The organism is Roseivivax sp. CAU 1753, assembly GCF_054482575.1.
In genome coordinates this window covers 262186-289050 of record NZ_JBTLRF010000005.1, presented here as the reverse complement: position 1 = coordinate 289050, position 26865 = coordinate 262186, and the positions used below count along the sequence as shown (strand labels likewise).

General features: G+C 64.5%; 23 protein-coding genes. 14 read left to right on the top strand and 9 right to left on the bottom strand.

Features of this window, described 5'->3' with window-relative positions; all coding sequences use genetic code 11:
• Positions 1-61: 61 nt before the first annotated feature.
• The 7 genes from ACXYMN_RS12910 (at position 62) to ACXYMN_RS12880 (ending at position 5819) form a co-directional block, all read left to right on the top strand.
• Positions 62-394, top strand: coding sequence for a cupin domain-containing protein (locus ACXYMN_RS12910; RefSeq protein ID WP_459014109.1), 333 nt, complete (start codon positions 62-64; stop codon positions 392-394).
• Positions 324-1307 carry an NAD(P)-dependent oxidoreductase gene (locus ACXYMN_RS12905; RefSeq protein ID WP_459014108.1) on the top strand — a complete coding sequence of 328 codons (984 nt, stop codon included), beginning with the start codon at positions 324-326 and terminating at the stop codon, positions 1305-1307. The genes ACXYMN_RS12910 and ACXYMN_RS12905 overlap by 71 nt, the downstream gene beginning before the upstream one ends.
• Positions 1308-1375: 68 nt before the next feature.
• Positions 1376-2119, top strand: a complete 744-nt coding sequence (locus tag ACXYMN_RS12900; protein WP_459014107.1) for an SDR family NAD(P)-dependent oxidoreductase — start codon at positions 1376-1378, stop codon at positions 2117-2119.
• A 21-nt stretch (positions 2120-2140) separates the two neighbouring features.
• On the top strand, positions 2141-3052 hold the full coding sequence (locus tag ACXYMN_RS12895; RefSeq protein ID WP_459014106.1) for a sugar kinase: 912 nt from the start codon (positions 2141-2143) through the stop codon (positions 3050-3052).
• 24 nt (positions 3053-3076) lie between these two features.
• Entirely contained in the window at positions 3077-3826 is a 750-nt protein-coding gene (locus tag ACXYMN_RS12890; RefSeq protein ID WP_459014105.1) for a ribonuclease activity regulator RraA, read from the top strand.
• Positions 3827-4050: 224 nt separating this feature from the next.
• Complete coding sequence (locus ACXYMN_RS12885) at positions 4051-4848, top strand: CPBP family intramembrane glutamic endopeptidase (protein WP_459014103.1); 798 nt, start codon at positions 4051-4053, stop codon at positions 4846-4848.
• Complete coding sequence (locus ACXYMN_RS12880; protein WP_459014102.1) at positions 4848-5819, top strand: alpha/beta fold hydrolase; 972 nt, start codon at positions 4848-4850, stop codon at positions 5817-5819. The genes ACXYMN_RS12885 and ACXYMN_RS12880 overlap by 1 nt, the downstream gene beginning before the upstream one ends.
• A 76-nt stretch (positions 5820-5895) precedes the next feature.
• On the opposite strand, the gene ACXYMN_RS12875 is transcribed toward ACXYMN_RS12880, so the two are convergent.
• From ACXYMN_RS12875 to ACXYMN_RS12845, 7 genes are all read right to left on the bottom strand, one after another.
• Entirely contained in the window at positions 5896-7215 is a 1320-nt protein-coding gene (locus tag ACXYMN_RS12875) for a TadE/TadG family type IV pilus assembly protein (RefSeq protein ID WP_459014101.1), read from the bottom strand.
• A gap of 5 nt (positions 7216-7220) precedes the next feature.
• Positions 7221-7619, bottom strand: a complete 399-nt coding sequence (locus ACXYMN_RS12870; RefSeq protein WP_459014100.1) for a TadE/TadG family type IV pilus assembly protein — start codon at positions 7617-7619, stop codon at positions 7221-7223.
• 334 nt (positions 7620-7953) lie between these two features.
• Positions 7954-10251 (bottom strand): Orn/Lys/Arg family decarboxylase, encoded by a 2298-nt coding sequence (locus ACXYMN_RS12865; RefSeq protein ID WP_459014099.1) that lies wholly within the window; start codon positions 10249-10251, stop codon positions 7954-7956.
• A 306-nt stretch (positions 10252-10557) separates the two neighbouring features.
• Positions 10558-11766 carry a GNAT family N-acetyltransferase gene (locus ACXYMN_RS12860; RefSeq protein ID WP_459014098.1) on the bottom strand — a complete coding sequence of 403 codons (1209 nt, stop codon included), beginning with the start codon at positions 11764-11766 and terminating at the stop codon, positions 10558-10560.
• Positions 11767-11772: 6 nt separating this feature from the next.
• On the bottom strand, positions 11773-12792 hold the full coding sequence (locus ACXYMN_RS12855; protein WP_459014097.1) for a hypothetical protein: 1020 nt from the start codon (positions 12790-12792) through the stop codon (positions 11773-11775).
• Between the two features lie 174 nt (positions 12793-12966).
• Entirely contained in the window at positions 12967-14208 is a 1242-nt protein-coding gene (locus tag ACXYMN_RS12850) for a hypothetical protein (RefSeq protein WP_459014096.1), read from the bottom strand.
• Positions 14209-14560: 352 nt separating this feature from the next.
• A complete protein-coding gene (locus tag ACXYMN_RS12845) occupies positions 14561-15523 on the bottom strand; it encodes a response regulator (protein ID WP_459014095.1) in 963 nt (320 codons plus the stop codon).
• A 269-nt stretch (positions 15524-15792) separates the two neighbouring features.
• Between ACXYMN_RS12845 and ACXYMN_RS12840 the strand changes: the two genes are divergently transcribed.
• Positions 15793-16311: a putative pterin-binding protein gene (locus ACXYMN_RS12840; protein ID WP_459014093.1), complete on the top strand. Its 519-nt coding sequence runs from the start codon at positions 15793-15795 to the stop codon at positions 16309-16311.
• Between the two features lie 114 nt (positions 16312-16425).
• On the opposite strand, the gene ACXYMN_RS12835 is transcribed toward ACXYMN_RS12840, so the two are convergent.
• Complete coding sequence (locus tag ACXYMN_RS12835; protein WP_459014091.1) at positions 16426-17043, bottom strand: LuxR C-terminal-related transcriptional regulator; 618 nt, start codon at positions 17041-17043, stop codon at positions 16426-16428.
• 221 nt (positions 17044-17264) lie between these two features.
• Between ACXYMN_RS12835 and ACXYMN_RS12830 the strand changes: the two genes are divergently transcribed.
• Positions 17265-19760, top strand: coding sequence for a hybrid sensor histidine kinase/response regulator (locus ACXYMN_RS12830; RefSeq protein WP_459014089.1), 2496 nt, complete (start codon positions 17265-17267; stop codon positions 19758-19760).
• A 30-nt stretch (positions 19761-19790) separates the two neighbouring features.
• Here ACXYMN_RS12830 and ACXYMN_RS12825 read toward each other — a convergent pair whose 3' ends face one another.
• Positions 19791-20558, bottom strand: coding sequence for a DeoR/GlpR family DNA-binding transcription regulator (locus tag ACXYMN_RS12825; RefSeq protein WP_459014088.1), 768 nt, complete (start codon positions 20556-20558; stop codon positions 19791-19793).
• A gap of 275 nt (positions 20559-20833) precedes the next feature.
• Here ACXYMN_RS12825 and glpD point away from each other — a divergent pair, with 275 nt between their 5' ends.
• From glpD to ACXYMN_RS12800, 5 genes are all read left to right on the top strand, one after another.
• Positions 20834-22456, top strand: a complete 1623-nt coding sequence (glpD, locus tag ACXYMN_RS12820; protein ID WP_459014087.1) for a glycerol-3-phosphate dehydrogenase — start codon at positions 20834-20836, stop codon at positions 22454-22456.
• Positions 22446-23534, top strand: coding sequence for an ABC transporter ATP-binding protein (locus ACXYMN_RS12815; protein WP_459014085.1), 1089 nt, complete (start codon positions 22446-22448; stop codon positions 23532-23534). The genes glpD and ACXYMN_RS12815 overlap by 11 nt, the downstream gene beginning before the upstream one ends.
• A gap of 11 nt (positions 23535-23545) precedes the next feature.
• A complete protein-coding gene (locus ACXYMN_RS12810) occupies positions 23546-24622 on the top strand; it encodes an ABC transporter ATP-binding protein (RefSeq protein WP_459014084.1) in 1077 nt (358 codons plus the stop codon).
• A 364-nt stretch (positions 24623-24986) separates the two neighbouring features.
• Positions 24987-25856 (top strand): carbohydrate ABC transporter permease, encoded by an 870-nt coding sequence (locus tag ACXYMN_RS12805; RefSeq protein ID WP_459014082.1) that lies wholly within the window; start codon positions 24987-24989, stop codon positions 25854-25856.
• Positions 25857-25859: 3 nt separating this feature from the next.
• Positions 25860-26732, top strand: coding sequence for a carbohydrate ABC transporter permease (locus ACXYMN_RS12800; protein ID WP_459014081.1), 873 nt, complete (start codon positions 25860-25862; stop codon positions 26730-26732).
• Positions 26733-26865: the final 133 nt, after the last annotated feature.

Sequence of the window (26865 nt, the reverse complement as noted above, 5' to 3'; positions counted from 1 at the left end):
AACGAGGTGGGCCAGACGGTCCACCGGTGGCGGATCGCAAGAAAATGCACGGAGACCTAGAATGACCACGAAGAACTTCTTTCCCGCGGCCGAGAACACGCTGTTCGATGCCGGCGGCGGGCTGACCCGGAAGGTCGGCGCCTACAACGACAACATGATGTGTGTCGAAGTGAAGTTCGAGACGGGCACGGTGGCGGCAATGCACCACCATCCCCACGAGCAGATCACCTACGTCATCTCCGGGAAGTTCGAGTTCCGGGTCGGCGACCAGACCTACGTCGTTTCAGCCGGGGACTCGCTCTACAAACAGCCCAATATCGAACATGGCGCGACCTGCCTCGAGGCAGGCACGCTGCTGGATTTCTTCACGCCACACCGGGAAGATTTTCTGTGATTCACCGAACAACAACAATGGAGTACACGGCATGACCAAACCCGTTATCGGTTTCATCGGCCTCGGCCTCATGGGCGGCAATATGGTCGAGAACCTTCAGAGCAAAGGTTACGAACTTGTCGTGATGGACCTTAATCAGGATGCCGTGGCAGAGGTTCTGGCCCGCGGCAACGCCAGGCAGGCCGCATCACCCAAGGACCTGGCCGAAGCGAGCGATATCGTCATGCTCTGCCTCACCACATCCGACGTTGTCGAAAAGGTCGTCTACGGCGACACCGGCATTCTGGCTGGCATCAAGGACGGGGCCGTCCTGATCGATTTCGGCACGTCGATCCCGGCATCGACCCGGAAGATCGGTGCCGATCTGGCGGCGAAGGGCGCGGGCATGGTCGATGCACCGCTCGGTCGCACACCCGCGCATGCCAAGAACGGTTTGCTCAACATCATGGCCGCCGGGGACAAGGCGACCTTCGACAAGGTCAAGCCGGTGCTCGACGACCAGGGAGAGAACGTCTTCTACCTTGGCGCGCTTGGCGCGGGGCATGTGACCAAGCTGATCAACAACTTCATGGGCATGACCAGCGTCTGCGCCATGAGCCAGGCCTTTGCCGTGGCCGATCGGGCCGGTGTCGATCGTCAGCAGCTTTTCGACATCATGTCGACCGGACCGTCGAATTCACCCTTCATGGCGTTCTGCAAGAAATACGCGGTCGATGGCGTCAGCGATCTGGGCTTCTCGATAAACAATGCCAACAAGGATCTCGGCTACTTCCTCAGGATGGCAGAGGATCTGGGCACACGGGCCGAGATTGCCGAGGGCACCTCGCACAACCTTCAGGCCGCTGTCGCAGCGGGCATGGGGGACGGCAACGTTCCGGAAATCTTCGACTATTTCCTGACGCTGAACAGATAGATCACGACCGCCCGCAACGGGTGCCACGCCGCAATGCGGAAAAACCAACAGGACGGGATAGAGACAGGATGAAACTCCAGGGAAAGACCGCGATCATCACCGGCGGCGGCCGCGATATCGGGCGCGCCTGCGCCGTCAAACTCGCCTCCGAAGGCGCCAACATCGCGATCAACTACTTCGCCAGCAGCAAGGGCGCGGATGAAACGGTCAAGCAGATCGAGGCAATGGGGGGCAAGGCGATCGCTGTGCAGGGCGATCTGAACAAGCCCGCCGATGTGGAGACGCTGGTGTCCAGGACCGTGGACGCCTTTGGCAGCATCGACGTGCTTGTGAACAACGCGGGCGGGTTGATCGAACGCAAGACCATCGCCGAGATGTCGCTTGAGCATTGGCAAGCGGTGATGGATCTGAACCTGACAAGCACCTTCCTGATGATCAAGGCCTGCCTTGCCCACATGACCTCGGGCACGATCGTCAACCTGGCAAGCCAGGCGGGTCGCGATGGCGGCGGGCCCGGCGCGGTGGCCTATGCCACCTCCAAGGGGGCGGTAATGACGATGACACGCGGGCTGGCCAAGGAACTGGGCCCCGACATCCGTGTCAACGCGCTTTGCCCCGGGATGATCGATACGGATTTCCACAATATCCACACGGCGGACACCGCGCGTCGCGGATTTGAGGCAGCGGCGCCCGTCAAGCGGCAAGGCAGGCCCGAGGACACGGCCAACCTTGTGCTGTTTCTTGCCTGTGATGACAGCGCCTTCATCACCGGTGCGAATATCGACATCAACGGCGGCATGTTGTTCAGCTGAACCCGGGACAGGAGTATCGAGATGCACGTTCTGTCCATCGGCGAATGCATGGCGGAATTGGCCCCGGCTGCCGCGCCGGGCGAGTTCCGGCTGGGGTTTGCGGGCGATACCTTCAACACGGCGTGGTATCTGGCCCGGATGCACCCGGACATCGAGGTGTCGTATCTGACGGCCGTCGGCGACGATGCGATTTCCGGGCAGATGCACGACTTCATCGCGCAAGGCGGGATCGGGGTCAGCCATGTGCGCCGGGTGGCGAACCAGACTGTCGGACTTTACCTGATCTCGCTGGATCGGGGGGAGCGCAGTTTCTCGTACTGGCGCGGTCAGTCCGCGGCCCGGCAGCTGGCGCGCGATCCCGATGCGGTCCGGGCGGCGATGGCGCAGGCCGATGTCGTCTACTTCTCGGGTATCACGCTGGCGATACTGGACCCCGCGTCGCGCCAAACGCTGCTGGACGCCCTCAAGGACGCGCGCGCGGCCGGCAAGACCATCGCATTCGATCCCAACCTGCGGCCCCGCCTGTGGTCGGACACGTCCGAAATGACCCGCACCATCATGCAAGGTGCAGGCGTCAGCGATATCGCGCTTCCCTCTTTCGAGGACGAGGCGCAGTGGTTCGCTGACCAAGACCCCGAGGCCACGGCAGAGCGCTATGTCTCGGCCGGGGCGACAACGGTGGTGGTCAAGAACGGCCCGGAGCCGGTGCATTTCCGGCAGGCCGGCACAGGCGGCACGGTTGCCGTGCGCGCCCTGCCCCGGATCGTCGACACCACGGCGGCTGGCGACAGCTTCAATGCCGAAATTCTGGCAGGCCTGTCCAGTGGCGCGGCGTTGGAGACAAGCATCGCATCGGCCTGCGCATTGTCCGGTCTGGTGGTGCAAAGCAAGGGGGCGCTCATTGCCGTCGACCCCGCAGGGCTTCATCCCTAGATCCAACTGGCAAAGGAGCCCGACATGCCCAACCCACAGCCCGCGGACACAGTCACGCTCCGGCCCGATACGCTCGATATCCTTGCGCAGGCCAGCACGGCCACGGTTGCCACGCTCCTTTTCAAGCGGGGATATCAGAACGCCTTCGTGCAGGGCGTCGCGGTGCTTGGTTCAGGCAAGCGCACCATGATCGGCCCCGCCTATACCCTGCGGTATATTCCGACGCGCCCCGACACCGATCCGCTCGATGCCTTTCGCGAACCGGACCATCCGCAACGTGTCGCCGTCGAGGAATGCCCGGCAGGCGCCGTTCTGGTAATGGATTGCCGTCAGGACGCCTCTGCCGCTTCGGCCGGGTCGATCCTGCTGACGCGGCTCGATCTGCGCGGCGCTGCCGGTGTCGTGAGCGATGGCGGCATCCGCGATGCCGCGGGTGCGGCGGCGCTGGACATGCCGGTCTTTGCCGCCAGAGCCTCGGCCCCGACCAACCTGACCAAACACCATGCGGTCGATATCGGCTTGCCGATCGCCTGTGGCGGGGTGGCCGTCTACCCTGGTGACCTGGTGCTGGGCGATGATGACGGCGTCATGATCATCCCGCGTCACCTGGCCGACGAGATCGCCCGCGAAAGCGTCGGGATGGAGCTGTTCGAGGCGTTCGTGCTTGAAGAAGTCCGGCGCGGTGTGTCGATACGCGGGCTCTACCCGGCAACCGATCCCGACACGCTGACGCGATTCGAGGCCTGGAAAGACGCGCGACCGGCCAAGAGCTGATCCGCCGCGACCCATCCCCCGCCCTGGTCGGACAAGCGCACCGTGCGCTGCTTCGGCGCGTCGCTCAAAACGGGGCGGCAGGCAGTCGGGTGCGGTTGCTGCGACCAGGGGATTGATCTGCCGCATGGAGCCTTGTCTGAAAGCATGCTGAATGAAGTGAGTGCAATTGATCACCGACGGGGACGATTCCAATGCCGATCTCTGCGGCCTCTCCAGGACAAGGCATGTCGATCACCGCGCTGTTCTTCTTCCTGGGACTGACCTTCCTGATCACCTGGGGCGTGATCGGAAGCTATATCGTCTGGCCCGATGCGATGACCGCCGCTTTCGGCGCGCTCAGCGGGTCGCACCCCTTGTTCTTTCTTGCCACCTGGGCCCCCGCCGTCGCCGCCTTGACCGTGGTTTGGTTTTTCGGCGGCCTGGCCGGATTGCGGCGGTTCCTGTCGCGACTTTTCCTGTGGCGCTGCCCGGCCCCTTGGTGGATCTTCATCCTGGTCGTGATCCCGCTGGTCTTTATGGCAGGGTCCCTGATCAAGGGCGGCCCGCTTTTGGCCCCGCTTCCCTCCGAAGGCGTGGGCGCGGTCGTTGGCCTGATGGCCATGATGCTATTTCTCGGGCCAATCGAGGAATTCGGATGGCGCGGTGTCGCGCAGCCCCTGCTGCAGCGGTATTTCGCGCCGGTCTGGACCGGCGCGCTGATCGGGGCGATCTGGGGCATCTGGCACCTGCCGGCTTTCTTCCTGGCTGGCGTTGTCTTCGCGGATTGGGACTTCCTGCCGTTTTTCATCGGCAACATTACCCTGGCGATCCTCGTCACCCCGATCTTCAACGCGTCGCGTGGCAGCCTGGCTTTGCCGATGCTGTTTCACTGGCAGCTGATCAACCCGTTCTGGCCCGATGCGCAGCCCTGGGATACCTGGCTTCTGGTCGGCGTCGCCGTCGCTGTCGTCTGGTGGCAGCGCGACGCGATGTTCTCGCGTCAGGGCGCCGTCACCGAGGTTATCCCCGAAGGGGCACCGTGATGCCGACCCGCCGCTCCGTGCTGATTGGCCTCGGTGGCATGGCACTCGCAGGCACCGGCTTTACCGCGGGCGCGTTTCGCGAGGCGCGCCTGCAGGCCGACACGCGGCTTTTCGGCCAAGCCGACGTGATCGAGGCCAGCGCCGGGCCGCTGCTCTATGCCGTCGCCGGGGACGGTCCGCCGCTGATGATGATCCACGGCACGGGGGGCGGCTTCGATCAGGGGCTGCTTTTCGCGGCAAAGCTTCGGGAGCGCGGCTTTCGCATCATCGCGCCCTCGCGCTTCGGATATCTTGGCAGCGCCTTTCCCGATGACGCCTCGCCGGTGCATCAGGCCGACGTTCTGGTCGAGCTGCTGGACCATCTCGGCATCGACAGGCTGCCGGTGGTCGGCGGGTCGGCCGGGGCGCTGACGGCTGCGGAATTCGCGCTTCGCCATCCCGACCGCTGTTCGCATCTGGGGCTGCTGGTGCCCGCCGCAAACCTGACCGACCGCGATCCGGTGGAGTTCACCGCGTTGCAACGGCTGGCCGTCGGTGCCGTGTTGGGGTCGGATTTCGCGTTCTGGGCGCTCTCGCGCGCGGCACCGGGCCCGATGATGCGCACGCTTCTGGCCACCGATCCGGCGCTTCTGGACAGCGTCGCTCGGGACGAGCGCCAGCGCGCCTTTACCATCCTGAACCAGATATTCCCGATCAGCCGCAAGATCGACGGTCTCGGGGCCGATGGCTTCTGGGCTGGCACGCCCTCGCCCACCGCCTATGACCGGATCGCGGTGCCGACGATCCTTTTGTCCTGTGAGGATGACCTGTTCGGGACGGCGGCCACGGCGCGTCTTCTGGCGGACCGCATTGCCGGCGCGACGCTGACCGTCTTTCCAACCGGCGGGCATATCTGGCTGGGCCAAGATGCCGACGTGGCAAATCTGGTTTCGGAGTTCATCCTGACGCAACCGTCCGGGGGCGACCGGTGAAGAGTAACAGGCACATGACGCGACTGTTGCGCGTGGCGACCACGCTTGCCGTCCGGGTCGCAGGCGCGGCGGAGGCCTACTGAACCATTTTGTACTCGTACAGGCTCAGCGCGAAGTCCGCGTCGCAGAACCCGAAGGCACCCGAACTGGTGGAGGACACCGTGCCGCCCGACATGATCACCGACCCGTTGACCCCATCGGGTTTGGCGGCAAAGGACACGTCGCCGCGCGCAACGATTGCAGAGCCGTGCAGTTCGAGATTGGAGGGCGTGTGCATGCCGCCCTCGGTGATCAGCACGGTGTTGCCGGTGGGTGCGCAATCGTCGATGGCGCCAAGACGCAGACCCGACGACGCCTTTACAGCGTTTTGCGACGTGTTGTCTTGATAGATCACCGATCCCTCAAGTGCCGTGCCCGAGCCGAAGCTGATCTTGCAATTGGTCCAGAGCACGATATCGCGGAAAATCCCGGAGTCGAAACTGAGGGTAGTGCCTGCGTTCAGGCACACGTAATTGTACATATTGCCCGGCGACAGGATTTCCGGGGTCACAGTGCCTGCACCGTTGTTGGCCACGGTGACGATATTATCCAGCGCGAATTGCACGGTCTCGGGGATATACGCGTCGTCGCCGTTTTCAATGCCGTCGCGGAAATCGGCGATGACCTTGTCGATATCCAGCCGCTCAGGCGCATTGTGCAACGCTTCGGCCAGACCGGGATTGCCGTCAAGCGACCCGCCCGGCAAGGTCAGATTGGAAATATCCGGCATCGTGACAGAAACGTTTTCGTCGAACGTATTGCTCTGCGAGAATTTCATGCTCTGATCGGAGTGAACGCAATACCCGGGCGCGAAATAATTGTTCGATGTCATCTCGACCGCGGTCTTGGCAATGATCCCGTTTCTTACGCAGGGGTGCGGAAGCGCGGCAAAGACCGAGTCGGCAGCAATCTCGAAGCCCAGAACCCCGAGCAGCGGAGACAGGAGCCCCGTTACGTAGTTTCCGCGCGCCGCATCCCGTGTTGCGCGCACGCGCACCGCCTCCTTGGCATCGGATTGCGGAATGAATTCCCGCAGTTCCTTGTTCCAGATGCCAAACTCGATGTCGGCCGCCGCGATGGCCGCGTTGTTGGCGAACACCGCGCTGTTTTCCTGCGCCAGCAGCAATGCCGCGGTTTTCGCCGCCCCTTCGGGAACGGATTGCCGCAGGACAATCGCCGTATGGGCGACGCTGTCGGCGGTGATCTGCAGGTCGGTCCGGGCTTCGGTACGGCGCATGAAATCGATCGAAAGGCTGCCCAGCATGAGCCCTGCCAGAAGCAGGAACATGGCGGCAATCGTGAACGAGCCGGAGTCACATCTGAGGAAACGGGCAGCGATATGGGAAGCAATGCGCATTTCCGTCACCATTCCTTGAGGTGTTTATAGGCGATTACGATGTTGACCGGGGCGAAGGCCGGAAAGATGTTCAATCCCATCAGGTCGGACGCCGGAACGACGACGCGCGTTTCGATATTGCTGTCGACGACGGATGTATCGACCGTGGCATTGGCGGAATAGGCCAGAAGCGACTCGCGAACGTTGTCTTCCGTTTCCGCGTCGGTAATGAAGGATCCGACCGAATAGGCCCGGTTGGCGTTCTGTACGATCTGCGCGATCTGCGACTTGTCGTAATAGATCGAACTGACATCGATGATCAGCGCGGTCAGGAAAATGAAGATTGGCAGCCAGATAACGGCCTCTACGCTATAAGAGCCGCCCTCGTCGGTCACAAATCGCTTGTTGGGTTTGAACGAAACCATGGACGTCGCTTTCACTGGGTAATGCTGGAAGTTACCCATCTTTTAAGCGCACTATTGAGGACAGAGTTTGCCTTGATTAAGACCGTTTCGTGTCATTCTCCTAGAAAATTCGCCAAAAACGAGGCGCAGGCGCTATTGGTGCGGAAATGGCACGCAATTCACGGAAAAACGGGACGCGGGGCAGCGATATCACGTCGGGCGCGGCCCGGTATTTGCCCTACTCGCGCCACAAGCAGGGACACTGGCCCGAGGAGACCCGCCCGGGTCCCTGTCGGCAGGTCCAGAGGCATGGCCCGCACAAGGACCATGCCCACGGGCTGCCACATTCACGACGCTATGCGGCGACGCAATCGGCGAAATATTGCACCACGCCATCATCGCCGACCTCCTGCACCAGTCCATGGATATCTATTTCAAATCCCGGACATTCCTGTGTGAAGGCGCGATTGAACTGCAGATAGTCCACGATCTTGCGGTTGAAGACCTCGCCGGGGATCAGCAGGGGAATGCCCGGCGGATAGGGTGTCACCAGGCTGGTCGTGATCCGCCCTTCCAGCGCGTCGATCGGCACCCGCTGGGTCGTGCGCTGGGCGATATGGGAAAAGGCATCGCTGGGTTTCATCGCGGGCGTATGGTCACTCAGATACATGTCGGTGGACAGCCGCGCGACATCGTACTTGGCGTAAAGCCTGTGCACGTGCTGGCACAGGTCGCGCAGGCCCATGGTCTCGTAGCGCGGCTGGGTCTGGCAGAACTTGGGCATGGTGCGCCACATCGGCTGGTTTTTGGCGTAGTCGTCCTTGAACTGTTGCAGCGCCGTCAGCAGCGTGTTCCAGCGCCCCTTGGTAATGCCGATGGTGAACATGATGAAGAAGCTGTAAAGCCCGGTCTTTTCCACCACGACGCCATGTTCGGCCAGAAACTTGGTGACGATCGAGGCGGGAATGCCGTCGGCCTCGAACCGGCCGTCCAGGTTGAGCCCCGGCGTGATGATCGTCGACTTGATCGGGTCGAGCATGTTGAACCTTGGCGCTATCTCGCCGAAGCCATGCCACATGTCGGCGCTGTCGCCCCCCTGCCCGCCCCGCGCGTCCGTGTGGGATCCGCCAAGGATCCAGTCGTCGGTCTTGCCGATGCCTTCGTCGTCGGGGACCTCGGGGCCCCAGACCTGGAACCACCAGTCGTCATCGCCGAATTCGGCATCGACCTTGCGCATGGCGCGGCGGAAATCCAGCGCCTCGACGATGCTTTCCTCGACCAGTGCGGTGCCGCCCGGCGGCTCCATCATCGCGGCGGCGACGTCGCAACTGGCGATGATGCTGTATTGCGGGCTGGTGGAACTGTGCATCAGGTAGGATTCGTTGAACAGATGCCGGTCGAGTTTGTGCTGCTGGCTGTCCTGCACCAGAACGTGGCTTGCCTGGCTGATCCCGGCCAGCAGCTTGTGGATCGACTGGGTGGCATAGGTCACCGAATGGCGCGGGCGTTCACGTTTGCGGCCCATGGCATGATACCCGCCGTAAAAGGAATGGAACGCCGCGTGCGGCAGCCATGCCTCGTCGAAATGCAGGTTGTCGACATAGCCGTCGAGTTGGGTCTTGATGGTTTCGGTGTTGTAGAGCACGCCGTCATAGGTCGACTGGGTCAGCGTCAGGATGCGCGGCTTGACCGTTTCGGCATCGACATCGGCCAAGAGCGGATTGTCCCGGATCTTGGCCCGGATCGTCTCGATCTCGAACTCGCTTTGCGGAATCGGGCCGATGATGCCGTGATGGTTGCGCGTGGGCTTCAGAAACACCGGTATCGCGCCGGTCATGATGATGCTGTGAAGGATCGACTTGTGACAGTTGCGGTCCACCACCACGACATCGCCGGGGGCGACGGTGTGATGCCAGACCATCTTGTTCGAGGTCGAGGTGCCATTGGTGACGAAAAAGCAGTGATCGGCGTTGAAGATGCGCGCCGCGTTGCGTTCGGACGCCCCGATGGCGCCGTCGTGATCCAGAAGCTGGCCCAGTTCCTCGACCGAGTTGCAGACATCGGCGCGCAGCATGTTTTCGCCGTAGAACTGGTGATACATCTGCCCCACCGGGCTTTTCAGAAAGGCCACCCCGCCCGAATGCCCGGGGCAATGCCAGGAATAGGACCCATCCTCGGCGTAGTTCAGCAGGGCCTTGAAGAACGGCGGCTGGATGCCTTCGAGATAGCTTTTCGCCTCGCGGATGATGTGGCGCGCGACAAATTCGGGCGTGTCCTCGAACATGTGGATGAAGCCGTGCAATTCGCGCAGGATGTCGTTCGGCAGGTGCCGCGAGGTCTTGGTTTCGCCGTAGATGTAGATCGGCACGTCGGCGTTCTTGCGGCGCACTTCCTCGATGAAGCTGCGCAGGTTCACAACGGCAGGGGCGAGATCCGGGCCGGGGCTGAATTCCTCGTCGTCGATGGACAGCACAAAGGCACTGGCGCGGGACTGCTGCTGGGCGAACAGCGACAGATCGCCGTAGCTTGTGACGCCCAGAACCTCGAAGCCTTCGCTTTCGATCGCGTCGGCCATCGCGCGGATGCCCAGACCCGAGGAGTTCTCTGACTGGAAATCTTCGTCGATGATGACAATGGGAAAGCGGAACTTCATGGATGTCTCCTGCCTGCGCGCGGCGTGGTTCGGGTGAGGACGGCTGTCCGGGCGTCCGCACCATTAGGGCAGATTCGCAGGCAGGAACAATGAAGGATTTGTGCGCCGACCGACGCGGGACAGGGCCGATCGCGCGGGCTGGGCGGATCGCGCGGAGATGGCCGATCGGTGAGGCAGAGGCAGCGGTTGGTCGGGCGCGGCGGGTGTCATCCGAGGCACCCGCCGCGGCGGCCGGCGCCTGACCGGGCGCCTGACCTGTGTCTGGCCGGGGGGCGGGGCAAGCGGGACGGTCCGTGCGGGTGGGCGTCAGGCTTGCAGGATCCGTTCGATCTGGGCGCAGGCCGCGATGGCGTCGTCGGTGTCGCCAGCCTCGATGAAGCCGCGCAGGATGGCCACCGCCTCGCCCAGCGACAGCATGTCGAAGCTCATCTCGGGGTCGGCGTTGCGCCGCCGGACCGACAAATAGCGGCTTTCGACGCGCGCGGTGGGCAGCAGCGTCGCCGAGGGGTCGGGTTCGCGCCCGAAATGGAAGTCGATGCCGTCATTGGCGAAAGCCCATTCCAGCGCGTAGAGCGTCAGCAGGGCCAGCGCCTCGTGGCCGGCCGGGCTGTCTTCGGCCAAGGGAAACAGGCGGATCATGTCGCCGTAATCCGGATCGAAGATATGCGGGGCCGCCGCGACGGGCGCATCGTTGTCCCAGAGCAGCGGCATGAACAGCACCGCGTTCGACGCCGCCGCCCGCAACAGCGGTGCGTAGCGCGCCACGCGCCCCTCGGCACTTGCCCCGATCCGGGCTTCGAGCGCGCCCAGCGCGTCGAGCGCGGCGTCGATGCCGTCCGATGTCACCAGCGACAGGCGCTGCCGTTCGGGTTGGCGCAACTTGCGCCATGCCACGTAGCGCTGTGCCAGTTCGGGCGATACGAGGTTCTCCATCACCGCCGTGAAGCTCGCGGGCAGCGGAAAGACCGCGTTGACCAGCTTGTCGGTGGCCCCGTCGCGGTCGAAGTAGCGTTTCCATTTGGTCTCGCAGCCCTCGGCCTCCAGCGCCCTGGCCAGAGCCTCGATGCGCGGGACGGGCGTGGCATAGAGCAGCGACAGCTTGGCCCAGGGCATCGCGCACAGGTGACGGGCCAGCGCCGTGATCGCCGCGGCTTCGTGGGACGGTGCGCACAGAAAGCCGGTGAACGGGCTGAGCAGCAACCGCCCGCCTGCCTTCAGCTCGGACTGGAAGATCTTGCCGCTGCCGCTCCAGCGGGTGCGGTAGCTGAGCGGCAGGATGGCCACGCAGGTTGCGGTTTCGGCGTCGCGCACCACCAGCAGGCTCCAGCGCAGCGCGTTGTCGCGAAAGGCGGTATCGAGCCAGTCCCAGGACAGAAAGGCATGCGCATCGGGGTCCTGCAGGCAAAGCGCCTCCCACTCGGATCGCAGCGCGCGGAACCCCTGATGGGTATCGACAAGCGCGACCCCAAGGCTCGCGTCCGGCGCATCGGTTGAGGGGACAGGCATCATCTGCATGACGGATCAGGCTGCCTCTCGGATCATCTGGTCGAACACGCGCCGCGCATCCTCGAAGTCGCGCGCGATGGGCCGGGTCAGCGCCGAGCGATCGCCGAAATGCGCCGCCACACCGCAGAGATGCGATGCGAACTCCGGGTGCACGCCCGCGTCATCGTATTTGCGCACGCGGGTCTTGGACAGCCAGCCGCGCTTCTTGGCTTCCTTGATGATCAGCTTGAACCGCTGCACGCAATGCAGCGTGGTGTAGACGCCGAGATAGTCGAGATAGGCATCCCGCGCGTCGGCGGGCATCGGGCCCAGCGCGTCGCGGACGATGTCTTCCATCGCCGGTCCCGACACCGGCCAAGCTTCGTCGCCGATCAGCCAGGCAAGATCCTCGGCGCCGTGGCGGACGCCGGCATATTCGAAATCGAACCAGCGCAGGCGGTCGTCGTCGCCGATGGCGGCATTGCCCGACCGGCAATCCCATTTGACGAACTGACGCGCGGGAACCGCAATCGCGGCGCAGAGCGCGTCGTGATCGACACCGACGCCACGGCCCTTGGAAAACGGCACCAGCGCGTCCCGTGCCCCGGCAAGGTTGTCGAGCCAGTCGCGATTGACACCCAGATGCGGCATGGCCTCGTTCAGCCCGGCCTCTGCGGCGGCGCGCTGGATGCGGAAGATCGCGGCGACGGATTCCTCGGCCAGCGCCTTGCGGCGGGTGCGGCTGACCTTGGCGATCTCCTGGTTGAGCCGGCGGCTGCCGACATCGGACTGGTAGATGATCTCTTCGTCGACGCCGAGGCATTCCGGCGTGTCGTCGCAGTGTCTGGCGATCCGGCTCAGCGCGAAGGCCTCGAGATGCGCGCGGCGGAAATTCGGGCGCAGGGTGGCGATCACCGTGCGGTCGGCGAAGATCAGGCGGCAGCTCGACCGGCCCTCCCCGCCCGGGTGCTCCACATCGCGGACCTTTTCGCCAAAGAGCCCTTCGGCGCTGGCCAGGATCCTGGCAAGGCGTTTCTTGCGCGAGCTGTCGGACATGGTGTTCCTCCGCCATGGGTCCGCGGGCCTTGGACGCCCACGTTCAAGCGGCGACCATCGCGGGAAAGTGCGGCGTCTTTGGGGTCAAATCGGGTCGGTTTCTTGGAACCGCACCGGACCGGACGCCGAATGGCCCGCGATCAGGCGGGCCATTCTGTGTTTTCATTCCGGGACTTACCAGATCTCGTAGTAGTCCGCGGACGATCCGGAATGCGTCGCCGTGCCGGTGGTGGCGTCGTCTTCTTCCGGCTCCTGGTTCATCAGGTCGGCATAGCTGTCGCCATCCTCGGGATAGGCCTTGTAGGTCGGCAGACCCCAGGTGACGTTGGTGTTGCCGCCCGAGCCGGAGCCATCGTAGCAGGCGCTGCCCTTGGTGCCACCGGAGCCGCTGCCCTTGGTGCCGCCCGAGCCGCTGCCCTTGGTGCCACCCGAGCCGCTGCCCTTGGTTCCACCCGAGCCGCTGCCCTTGGTGCCGCCCGAGCCGCTGCCCTTGGTGCCGCCCGAGCCGCTGCCCTTGGTGCCACCGGAGCCGGAGCCCTTGGTGCCGCCCGAGCCGGAGCCCTTGGTGCCACCCGAGCCGCTGCCCTTGGTGCCACCCGAGCCGGAGCCCTTGGTGCCGCCGGAGCCGGAACCCTTGGTGCCGCCGGAGCCGGAACCCTTGGTGCCACCCGAGCCGCTGCCCTTCGTGCCACCCGAGCCGGAGCCCTTGGTGCCGCCCGAACCGCTGCCCTTGGTGCCGCCGGAGCCGCTGCCCTTCGTGCCACCCGAGCCGGAACCTTTGGTGCCGCCGGAGCCGCTGCCCTTGGTGCCACCCGAGCCGCTGCCCTTGGTGCCGCCCGAGCCGCTGCCCTTGGTGCCGCCAGAGCCGCTGCCCTTGGTGCCACCCGAGCCGCTGCCCTTGGTGCCGCCCGAGCCGCTGCCCTTGGTGCCACCCGAGCCGGAGCCGATCGGCTCTTCCGGCTCTTCCGGATCGCATTCGCGCAGGAAGTCGTCGAGCGATACCTTGACCGGCAGTCCGGGACCGTGGTCTCCGATCACGTCGAGGTCCGCTTCGGTGTAGCCGTAGCCGTTGTCGGATTCGGGCAGCAGGATTTCCGACACGTTCGAGAAGTGACCCCAGGCCACCGGCGTGCCGTCATCGCTGAGAAACTCAACGGACCCGTTCTGGGTGCCGTCTTCGTTCGTCGTCACGTTCAGAATGATGTGCGACCCGGCTTGCGACAGATCGAGGACGGTTCCGGCCTCTTCGGTGTCACAGGTGTCCGCGCCGACGTCCCCCATCTGCTGCGACAGGTTGTCGTCATACCACTGCGCGAAGCTGTCCCCTTCGACACCGCCGTTATGGTAGGATTGTGTCGTACTTGCGCTCGCATTGCCGGATCCACCGGTGCCGCTTGCCTGATTGTAATCTGTCATATTCCCGAACTCCCACGCCAAAAAATATTGAATCGCTCATGCACTGGACTGCGCGACCGAATAGGGAGGCGCGCTCTTGCAACTGGGATCAGTCAGTCAAACGAGCGCCGCATTTGGCAAGAATTCTATGTATTTAGCCACATTTCAGGGGGTCATTGTCGCCACCTGCGCGCCAATACCACGGGGATCGGGAAGACCTATGCGGGTATCGTAAACAACCCGATTGCCGGGTGCGGCAACGCGGCAGATGCGATTCGCCCAAGGGACCCGCGCGAGGTCGCAGCAGGCGGCGCAACCTTGGCGCGAACGGGGGTGCCCGGTGTGATCGAAAGGCCCGGGCGGGTGCCGTCGATCAGGCGACCGCCAGCTGAACCGGTGGCAACCGGGTCATGGATTCGGCCTCGCGGGCGATCTGTTCGCCAAGGTCGTCGGCCAGATCGGTCGCGAATTGCAGGCAGGCCAGCCGGTCCCGTCGCGGGATGTAGCGCGACGGGCCATCGGTTGCGACCACCACGACCGGCTCGGTGCCCGCGAAGGGCATGGTATCGGCGACCCAGTCGTTGAACCTGACGGCGAGGTCGTGGCAGTCCACGTCGCTGGCCCCCTTGAGGACAAAGGCGATGGTGCCGCGACCGAGATGGGACAGTTGGTAGTCCTGTTCGCTGAGCATATCCGAGAGGATGCGCGCGACAGCCGTCACCATTTGGCGAAAGCCCGCCTCGGATGCTTCGGCGAGGATCGTGTCGATATTGACGATCTTGAGCGTGCCGATGCGCAGGCGCGAAAAACTCGGCAGGCGCAGCAGCGCGGTATCGAGCGCGTCGCGGTCCACGCACCTGGGCACATCCTGCAGGGCGAACGCCTCGGACAGCCGCGCGGCATCGGCGGCGTCGGCGGATGCTGCGGTCGGATCGTCGCGCCTTTCGGCGGCGCGCTGGCTATCAAGACGGCGCTGCGCGAGCCCCACCCGGATGCCGATTTCGGCCTGGTCGAAGGGCTTGACGATATAGTCGCTGGCACCCGCGTCGAATGCGTCGCTGATATACTTGCGATGGTCGAGACGGGTGATCATGATGATCGGTGTATCCGCATGGCCCGGCATGGCGCGGATCCGGCGGCACAGCGTGATCCCGTCGATCCCGGGCATGTTCACATCCAGCAGGAAACAGTCGAACGGGGTCTTTGACGTCTCGATCAGGTCGAGGGCGGACTGCCCGCTGGCCGCGAACGCCGCATCGAAATAACTCGCGCGATACAGGGCGATCTTCAGAAGGTCGCGGATAATTCCATCGTCGTCGACAACAAGCAGGCGCATGGCGGCCATCCGGGTAATGAGCGGTTGCCGCCATTGGGTCGCCGAAATCGGGCGATTGTGAGACCCGAAAGGGACCGATACGTGAAGCCGACGCCCGGGGCGGCATCGCCCGCGCGCCCCGCAGCCCCGCGCCCGACCGCCGACCGGCGCCGCGGTCAGGGTCGGCGACCGGCCCGCGACCTACCCGAACGGACACGACATGACCCATTCGCACGGTTGCGTTATGATGTTAACTTTTGTCATGTCTAAACAAATTCCGGGAGTCGGGCATGATGAAGCGGGCTATCAGTCGCGCGGCGGTGGCATTGACCGCCACGGTCGCGATGGCTTTGACCGCCTCTGCCCAGCCGCTGCCCCAGCCGACCGGTCCGGTCGTTTTGACCGTGACCGGCGACATTGCCCATACCAACAGGGGCGACACCGCCGTCTTCGATCTTGCCATGCTCGAGGCGCTGGGCAAGCGCACCATCTGGACCTCGACGATCTGGACCGATGGCAAGATCGCCTTCGCGGGTCTGTCCCTTGACGTGCTGATCGACAGGCTGGGCATCACCGGCGACACCATCGTCGCGCGCGCGCTCAACGATTACGCGGTCGAGATCCCGACCAGCGACGCCACGCCGGACGGCCCGATCATTGCCTACGAGAAGAATGGCCGGTTCATCCCGCGCCGCGAGCAGGGGCCGCTCTGGATCATCTATCCGTACGATTCCGCGCCGGAGTACCGCACCGAGGTGATCCATTCGCGCAGCGTCTGGCAGATGGTGCGCATCGAGGTGCCCGAATAGGCGGGTTGCGACACCCGCCCATCGGCGCGATTGCCCGCGCACCGCGCGGCGCGCCCCCTGCCCCGATGACCGACCCTGCCAGACCCTGCCAGCCCCAGACCGGCGCGGGCCGGATCAGACCACGTTCGCTTCGAGCGCGACCAGCGCGGCCTGCGTGCGGTTGCGGACATCGAGTTTGCGGAACAGTGTTTTCAGGTGCAGCTTCACCGTCGGTTCGGTGATGCCGAGGTCCCGGGCGATTTCCTTGTTGGCCATCCCGGCGACGACGCCTTTCAGCACGTCCAGCTCGCGCGAGGTCAGTTGCGCGATCAACGGGTCCTTGGCCTCGACCTCGGTGGCGGTCATGAAATCGATCGGGGCGTATTGTTCGCCCATGGCCATGAACTTGATCGCGCTGACCAGCGACTTTGCCGACAACGTCTTGGGAATGAAGCCCGCCGCCCCCATCGCCAGCACCTTCTCGGCCACGCCGCGCGACGCCTCACCCGAGATCAGCGCGACACGCTGGGTTCCGTTGCCCAGCGCCATCGCCTCGGACAGGCCGCTCAGCCCATGCATGCCGGGCATCCGGAAATCAAGCAGCACAAGATCGAATTGCGCACCCGATTCAAGCATCGCGCGCGCTTCGTCGAAACTGGACGCCTGGTCCGTTTCGATCCCGTCCTCGGCTTCGAGATAGGCCACGAGCGTGTCCCGAAGAAGGTCGTGATCGTCTGCAATCAAAATCCGCACGTTCAATGTCCTGCTGATCGAAAAATGGCGGGGGCCAGCATCGGGTCGAAAAATCAAATCATATCATAGATAGCAAGGCTTCGGCAGTCATGGCCAGTTCGTTGTCGCGTCAATGTTCCCCGCAGCGCCCGAAATTCGTCGCGGACGCTGGCAGGAGGCGAAACGGGTGGCCCCGGTGTCGCATTACGGTATGATCGGGCACCATTGCAAGCTGAGCGGTCATGGCATCCGAACACCCCGCACCAAGAAAAAGAGCCGGCCTTTGGGGCCTGATACTGATCGCGGCGATTTGCCTGCCGCTGATCGGCGTGATGATCCAGAACGTCGTGCGCGATCTGGGCGTTCTGCGCTCGGCCTCGTCGGACAGCCTGCTCTGGACCCTGTCGCAGTCCGAGATCGAGTTTCTGGAGTTCCAGCGCGCGGTCGAGCTTCGGGCCACCGAGACGCCGCCCGATCTGGAAGAGTTGCGCAAGGAATTCGACATCTTCTACGGACGTATCTCGATCGTCGAGAACAGCGCCGGATATGCGCCGCTGCGGGACAACCCGAGCTTTGCCGGCGCGGTCTCCGAGGTGCGCGGCTTTCTCGATCGCGCGGTGCCGCTGGTGGACGGCCCCGATGCCGCGCTTGCCGCCGCGGTGCGGGACTGGCCGGACGAGATCGCCCCCCTGCGCGACGCGACGCGACAGATGTCCACCGTCGGGGTGAGCCATTTCGCCAGCATCTCGAACGCGTTCCGCGACAGCATCGGGCAGACTTTGCTGCGGGTGGCCTTGCTGACCACGGCGCTGATGGCGGCGATGGTCGTGGCGATGGTCTACCTGCGCCGGGTCACCCGGCAGACCGAAGTGCGGGGGCAACAGCTCGGCTCGGCCAATGCGCGGCTCAACACCATTCTGGACACCACGCTCGACGGGATCGTGGTGGCCGACAGCGACGGGCATATCCTGCAGTTCAACGCCGCCGCCGAGGCGATGTTCAAACGGACCGCCGCCGAGGTCGGGGGGCGCAGGCTGGGCACGCTGCTGGTCATGCCCGAGGATGCGGGCGGGTCGCTGCAGGGGCTTGTCGGCAAGGGCCGCATCCGGATGGACGGGGTGCGCCCCGATGCCTCGACCTTCCCGATCGAGATCGCGCTGGCCACCGCGGAGGCAAATGGCGACGACATCCTGATCGGGTCGCTGCGGGACATCTCGCTCAGCCTGGCGGCCGAGCGGGAACTGCTGGCGGCGCACGACCGGGCGATCGCCATGGAGAAGACCAAATCCGATTTCCTCGCGGTCATGACCCATGAGATCCGGACGCCGCTGAACGGCATCCTCGGCAACCTCGGCCTTCTGGAAGGATCGCAGCTTGACGCCGATCAGGCCCGCTACCTGCGCAACATGCGCATCTCGGGCGACATCCTGATGCAGCACGTGGACGCGGTGATGGATATCTCGCGGCTCGAGTCGCAAAAGGCGCCGCGGATGACCGTCCCGGTGCATCTGGGCCGACTGGTGCAGGACGTGGTCGATGGCCAGAGCGGCGCGGCGCTGGCCCGGTCCAACCGTCTGGCCTGGTCCTGGGTCGGTGCGCCGGTCGATTGGGTGCGCGCCGATGCCGGGCGCATCCAGCAGATTCTGCTCAATCTCGTGGGCAACGCCATCAAGTTCACCCGGGACGGCCGCATAGACATCGAGGTCGAGGCACAGCGCCGCCCCGGCGACGCCCGGCTGTTCGACATCGAGCTCCGCGTCATCGACACCGGCATCGGGATCGCGTCGGACGCCCGTGACACGGTGTTCGAGGATTTCGAAACGACCGACACCAGCTACGGACGGATGGCGGGCGGCACCGGCCTCGGGCTTGGCATCGCCCGCCGCCTGGCCCACTTCATGGGCGGCGAGATCGGGGTCGAAAGCACCCTGGGCGAAGGCAGCGTCTTCTGGGTCAGCCTGCCCCTTCCCGGCAGCGACGCCCCCGAGGTCCTGACCCGCGTGGAAGCCGCCGCCGCCGCGACCAGGCCGATGCACATCCTCATCGTCGAAGACAACGAGATCAACCTTGAGCTGGTGCAGGACATGCTGCGTGTCCTGGGGCACAGCACCACGGCAGCGGTTCACGGGCGCGCGGCGCTGGAACTTGCCGCGGCCCGGCGGTTCGACCTGATCCTGATGGACATCTCGATGCCGGTGATGGACGGGTTCGAGGCGACCCAACGCATCCGCGCGACCCCGGGGCCCTGCGCCGACGTGCCCATCGTCGCGCTGTCCGCCAACGTGCTGGCCTACAACCAGACCAATTTTGCGCAAGCCGGGATGAGCGGGTTTCTGGGCAAGCCCTTCTCGAAGGCCGAGTTGATGGCCGTGCTGGCAGAGCATGCCCCGGACCCCGCGCCGCCCGACCTTTCGGGGCTTCCGCCCGCGATGCCGACAGGGCCGGACGAGGCCGTCGTCGCCCGCCTGCAGGACAGCTTTGCCCGCGAGGTCGATGCGCTGATCGACTGGCTCGAGACCGGCCCCGAGGACCGCGACGAGATCGGCGCGCGCTGCCACCGGATCGCCGGAACCGCGGCGGTTTTCGACGCCATCAGCCTGCGCGACGCGCTGATCCGGGTGGAAGAGGTCGCGCTTTTCGGGGGCGACATGCATCTCGATCGGCACACCCGGGCGCTGCGTCAGGTCTGGCGGGCGATCCTCGCTGAGACCGAGGCGGGCCGCGTCTTGGCGTCCTGACGTGCCGCCCCGTCCCCGCGCCAGGCGGCCTCAGCCCGGCGGCGCGACCACCACTTGCGTGCCCCACTCCGCGCAGCGCCGTGCCAGCGGGTCGGTCAGTGGCATGTCGGTGAAGAAGGTGTCGATATCGGCCAGGGTAGCGATCCGGGCCGGTGCGTCACGGGTGAATTTCGAGCTGTCGGCGACCAGAAAGGTGCGCCGCGCCTGCGCCAGGATGGCCTGGCTGACGCCCACCTCCTCCATGTCGTAGTCGAGCAGGTCGCCATCCTCGTCGAGCGCGGAACAGCCGATCACCGCCAGATCGAACTTGAAGCGGCGGATGGTTTCGGCCGCGAGGCTGCCGATCAGGCCACCGTCGGCGCGGCGCAGCTGCCCGCCGGTCACCACCACCTCGCAATCGGCATTCGAGGCCAGGATATTGGCGACATTCATGTTGTTGGTCACCACCAGCAAGTGACGGTGCTGGCCCAGCGCGCGGGCCACCGCCTCGGTCGAGGTGCCGATATTGAGAAACAGCGAACTGTCATCGGGGATCTGCGCCGCGCAGGCCTCGGCAATCGCCGTCTTGGCCGCGGGGTTGAGCGCGCGCCGTTCCTCGTAGCCGATATTGGTGGTGCCGGAAGGCAGGACCGCGCCGCCATGCACCCGTTCGAGCCGCCCGCCATCGGCAAGTTCCGTCAGGTCGCGGCGGATCGTCTGCAGGGTCACCCCGAAATGCGCCGCCAGCCCCTCGACCGTGACCTTGCCGTCGCGGCGGGCGATTTCGACGATCTCGGGCAGGCGAAAGGTCTGGGACATGGCAACATTCGTTTTATTTCGTTTTCTCACTAGCACAAAAAATTCTGAAGCCATGCGAATTATTGCGCATACCCGGCAGAATCAGGGGTGATTCCTCCTTTTTTGCGGGAATTTCTGCTGTTCCGGCGGTTCGGCGACCGCGCGGGATCTTGGCTGGCCCGCGCCACAAACCGGTTCGCATTCAGCAAAGCGAAGATAAACGAAAATATTTCTTGCCGGATACCCGCGGGTTTGCGATAAGCCACCATCATGTGCGTTTTTTGGGGAGGAACCGCGTGGCACAGCAGCCAGACAATGCGATACGCGATCTGTTCATCATCGGCGGTGGCATCAACGGCTGCGGCATCGCCCGGGATGCGGCCGGTCGCGGCCTGAGCGTCACGCTGGCCGAGATGAACGATCTGGCCTCGGCCACGTCCTCTGCCTCGACCAAGCTGTTCCACGGCGGCCTGCGCTACCTCGAGTATTTCGAGTTCCGGCTTGTCCGCGAAGCCCTGATCGAGCGGGAAGTTCTGCTGCGCGCAATGCCGCATATCAGCTGGCCGATGCGTTTTGTTCTTCCTTATCATAAGGATATGCGGTTCGAAGCTGAAACGCCGACGTCGCGTCTGCTGAGCCTCGTGATGCCATGGATGAAGGGGCGCAGGCCTGCCTGGCTCATTCGGCTGGGGCTGTTCATGTATGACCACCTCGGCGGTCGGAAGATCCTGCCGGGCACCACCACCGTGTCACTGACCGGCACGCCCGAGGGCGCGCCGCTGAACGACATGTTCGAAACCGCCTTCGAATATTCCGACTGCTGGGTCGAAGACAGCCGCCTGGTGGCGCTGAACGCCCGCGACGCCGCCGCCCGGGGCGCCGAGATCCTGACCCGACGGACCGTGCTGGGCGCCGAACGCGAGGGCGATCACTGGGTGATCAAAACGCAAAAAAGCGAACATGACGAGGTCGAGACCTTCCGCGCTCGCATGCTGGTGAACGCCGGCGGCCCCTGGGTCGGCGACATCATCCAGACCAAGGTGCGGCTGAATTCGCGCGAAGGCGTGCGGCTGGTGCGTGGCAGCCATATCGTGACCCGCAAGCTCTATGATCACGACAAGTGCTACTTCTTCCAGGGCACCGACGGGCGGATCATCTTCGCCATCCCCTACGAGACGGATTTCACCCTGATCGGCACCACCGACGCCGAACATGACGACCCCGCGCGCAAGCCCGTGGCCACCCCGGAAGAGCAGCGCTATCTGATCGATTTCGCCAACACATACTTCAAGCGCGACATTTCCGAGGACGACATCGTCTGGACCTATTCCGGCGTCCGGCCGCTCTATGACGACGGGGCCACCAGCGCCACGGCGGCGACGCGGGATTACACGCTCAAGGTCGACGCGGATGGCGGCGCGCCGATGCTGAACGTGTTCGGGGGCAAGATCACCACCTATCGCAGGCTGGCGGAAAGCGCGCTCGAGAAGATCGCGGCCCATATTCCGGTCGCCAAGGGGGCCTGGACCGCGGGCGTGCCCCTGCCCGGCGGCGATTTCCCGGTCGATGGCGTGCCAGCCCTGATCGACGCGCTGCAGACCCGCCATCCGTTCCTGTCGGATTTCTGGGCCCGGCGGCTGGTGCGCGCCTATGGCACCGATGCCGCCCTGATGCTGGGCGGCGCCGACAGCGCAGAGGCGCTGGGCCGCGACTTCGGGGCGACGCTGACCGAAACGGAAGTGCGCTGGCTGATGGAGAACGAATACGCGCGGACCGCCGAAGACGTGGTCTGGCGGCGCAACAAGCTGGGACTGCGCATGAGCAAGGCGGAAATCTCGGCACTCGACGCCTTCATGGCCGAGGACGGCAGGACCCATGCGCGCGCGGCGGAAGCGAGAGGAACACGCGATGACGCTTGAATTGCAGGGCGTATCGAAGACCGTCGAGGGCCAGACCCACATTTATCCCACCGATCTGACGCTCGAAAAGGGCACGATGAACGTGCTACTGGGGCCCACGTCGTCGGGCAAGACGTCGCTGATGCGGCTGATGGCGGGGCTCGACCAGCCCGCGACCGGCAAGATCATCTGGCAGGGCGCGGATGTGACCGGCCAGCGTGTGCAGGACCGCAAGGTCGCGATGGTCTATCAGCAGTTCATCAACTACCCGTCGATGACGGTGTATGAAAACGTCGCCTCGCCGATGAAGCTGATGGGCGTCGACAGGGCCGAGATCGACCGCCGCGTGCGCGAGACAGCCGAGCTGATGCAGCTGACCCCGATGCTCGACCGCAAGCCGCTGGAATTGTCGGGCGGCCAGCAGCAGCGCTGTGCGCTGGCCCGCGCGCTGGTGAAGAATGCGGGCCTTGTGCTGCTGGACGAGCCGCTGGCGAACCTCGATTACAAGCTGCGCGAGGAATTGCGCGTCGAGATCCCGAAGATCTTCGAGAAGTCCGGATCGATCTTCGTCTACGCCACAACCGAACCCGAGGAGGCGCTGCTGCTGGGCGGCAATACCGCCGCGCTCTGGGAGGGGCGCGTCACCCAGTTCGGGCCCACCCCCGAGGTCTATCGCAGGCCGGTCGATGCCACCACCGCGCGGGTTTTCTCGGACCCGCCGATGAACTTCCTGCCGCTGACGAAATCCGGCCCCGAGCTGATCCTCGGCAAGGGCCAGACCGCGCCCGCGACCGGCACCCTCGCCGATCTGCCCGATGGGCGCTATACCGCAGGTTTCCGCCCCAACCATCTGGAAATCGGTCAGAAAAGCGAAGGCGCCATACGATTTACAGCACGCCTCGTGGTGACCGAGCTGACCGGATCGGAAACCTTCGTGCATCTCGACCACCAGGGCGAGCGCTGGGTCGGGTTGATCCACGGCATCCACCACCTGGAGCTGGGCAAGGACCTCGATGTGTGGCTCGATCCGCGTCACGTCTACATATTCAGCGAAGCCGGCGATCTGGTCGCGCCCGCGTCCTACGCGCTTGCGGCCTGAGGAGACAGAGCATGGCCAAGATCACCCTCGACAACCTCGCGCATTCCTACCTGCCCCGTCCCGAGGGGCCGGACGATTATGCGTTGAAGGAGTTGAACCACGACTGGGAGGACGGCGCGGCCTATGCGCTGCTGGGCTCGTCGGGCTGCGGCAAGTCCACCCTTCTCAACATCATCTCCGGGCTGCTGCATCCCAGCCAGGGGCGCATCCTGTTCGACGGGCAGGACGTCACGCATCAGGCCACTGCCGAACGCAACATCGCCCAGGTGTTCCAGTTTCCGGTGGTCTACGACACCATGACCGTGCGCGACAACCTGGCCTTTCCGCTGCGCAATCGCGGCAATGACGAGACCTATGTGATGGAACGCGTTCAGGAAATCGGGCGCATGATCGACATGGAGCATATGCTCGACCGCAAGGCGCGCGGGTTGACGGCGGATGCCAAGCAGAAAATCTCGCTCGGGCGGGGGATGGTGCGCAAGGACGTCAACGCGCTTCTGTTCGACGAGCCGCTGACGGTGATCGACCCGCACATGAAGTGGGAGCTGCGGACCCAGCTGAAGAAGCTGCACCACGAGTTCGGTCACACGATGATCTACGTCACGCACGACCAGACCGAGGCGCTGACCTTCGCCGACAAGGTGGTGGTGATGTATGACGGTCGCGTGGTGCAAATCGGCACGCCCGATGAGCTGTTCGAGCGGCCAGAGCATACATTCGTGGGCTATTTCATCGGCTCGCCGGGCATGAACGTGATCCCGGCCCGGATCGAGGGCGCGACCGCCCATGTGGAGGGCGCCGCGGTGCCGCTGGGGGCACGCTACGGCGCGCTGTCCGGCAAGGTGGAACTTGGCGTCCGGCCCGAATTCGTGCGTCTGACCGCCGGCGCGGGGCTGCCCGTGACCGTGCGCCGGGTCGAGGACGTGGGCCGTCACAAGATCATCCGGGCTGATTATTTTGGCAAGGATATCAACATCATTGCGGGCGAAGATGATGTGATCGGCACAGACATGACGCATGTCACCTTCGATCCGGCGCATGTGAACGTCTACGCCGACGACTGGCGCGTAACCGGCGAGGCCGCGTGATGTCGGAGGCTTCCATATATGGCGTCACGCATGCGGCAAGCGGTCCTCGGGTCAGGCCCGAGGATGACGGCGGCTTGTTCGGGCCGCGCGCAAGCTGCGCCAGCGCTGGACCGGGGGTCGGCGCAGCCGCGCCCGGGCGATGGATCGGCCCGAACAGCACCGAAGGTGCCGGGCCTGCGCCGGACCGGCCCCACCGGTCAGGCGCATTGTCAAAGCCAGTGCGCCGTTCGACCAAAGCGATGACTTGGCACAATAAAGCGTTCAAATCCGCCGTTGCAGCGCCCGCCCACCGGACCGGCGCTGGCCTGCCTGTGATGTCGCTGCCTTGCGCCCCCACCCAAACCAATTCCCGAAAGGCCCAGTGATGGAAAAGACCGTCAATCAAAAAGCCTGGTTCCTGGTTCTTCCGGTGCTGCTGCTCGTCGCCTTCTCTGCGGTGATCCCGCTGATGACCGTGGTCAACTACTCGGTCCAGGACACTTTCGGGAACAACCAGTTCTTCTGGGCGGGTCTTGAGTGGTTCGAGAAGATGCTCGAGGACGAGCGCATGTGGAACGCGCTGTCGCGGCAGCTCATGTTCTCGGGGATCATTCTGGCCATCGAGGTGCCGCTGGGCATCTTCGTGGCGCTCAACATGCCGAAATCGGGCTTCTGGTCGTCCTTCTGCCTGGTGATGATGTCGCTGCCCCTGCTCATTCCGTGGAACGTGGTGGGCACCATCTGGCAGATCTTCGGACGCGTCGATATCGGCCTGCTGGGCTACACGCTCGATGCGCTGGGGATCAGCTACAACTACACGCAGGACACATTCGCGGCCTGGGTCACGATCATCGTGATGGATGTCTGGCACTGGACGTCGCTGGTGGCGCTGCTGGCCTTTGCCGGTCTGAAATCCATTCCCGACGCCTATTACCAGGCCGCCAAGATTGATCAGGCGTCGCGCTGGAAGGTGTTCCGCTTCATCGAACTGCCCAAGATGATGGGCGTGCTGATGATCGCGGTGCTGCTGCGGTTCATGGACAGCTTCATGATCTACACGGAGCCGTTCGTCGTCACCGGCGGTGGCCCCGGCAATGCCACCACGCTGCTGTCCATCGATCTTGTGAAGATGGCGCTGGGGCAGTTCGACCTTGGCCCCGCGGCGGCGTTCTCGCTGATGTATTTCCTCGTCATCCTGCTGATTTCGTGGGTCTTCTACACCGTCATGGTCAATCTTGAAAAAAGGGAGGGCTGAGCGATGACCGACACGACCGCATCCCGCATTCCCGGCGACCTGACCGCCGATGGCCGCGCCAAGCGTGTCCGCATGCGGCTCAATTCCAGCGCCGTGGTGATGACGCTGTATCTGCTGTTCCTGCTGTTGCCGATCTACTGGCTCTTGAACATGAGCCTGAAGACCAACACCGAGATCCTGAACAGCTTTACCCTGTGGCCGCGCAATTTCACGCTGGCGAATTATGCCACGATCCTGACCGACCCCGCGTGGTACATGGGCTACGTCAATTCGCTGATCTACGTGGTGATGAATACGGTAATCAGCCTCGCCGTGGCGCTGCCGGCGGCTTACGCCTTCTCGCGCTATCACTTCATGGGCGACAAGCACCTGTTCTTCTGGCTCTTGACCAACCGGATGGCGCCGCCCGCGGTCTTCGCGCTGCCGTTCTTCCAGCTTTATTCGTCGGTCGGACTGTTCGACACGCATATCGCGGTGGCGCTGGCGCATTGCCTGTTCAACGTGCCGCTGGCGGTGTGGATCCTTGAGGGTTTCATGCGCGGCGTGCCGAAGGAGATCGACGAGACGGCCTATCTGGATGGCTATTCCTTCGGGCGGTTCTTCGTGAAGATCTTCACGCCGCTGATCGCGTCGGGCATCGGCGTCGCGGCATTCTTCTGCTTCATGTTCTCGTGGGTGGAATTGCTGCTGTCGCGCACCCTGACCACCGTCGACGCCAAGCCCATCGCGGCGATCATGACCCGGACCCAGGGGGCGGCCGGCATCGACTGGGGCGTGCTGGCCGCAGCGGGCGTGCTGACCATCGTGCCGGGGGCGCTCGTGATCTATTTCGTGCGCAACTACATCGCGAAGGGCTTTGCCCTGGGACGGGTGTGATGCGAGTTCTGGCTCTGAATCCGCAGGTCCGCCCCGCAACAGCCGAGCTATGCACCGGCCCGAACGGCACCGCAGGTGCCGGGCCTGCGCCGGACCGGTGCAGGCCGTATGAAACCGTTCCCCTTGCATCAAC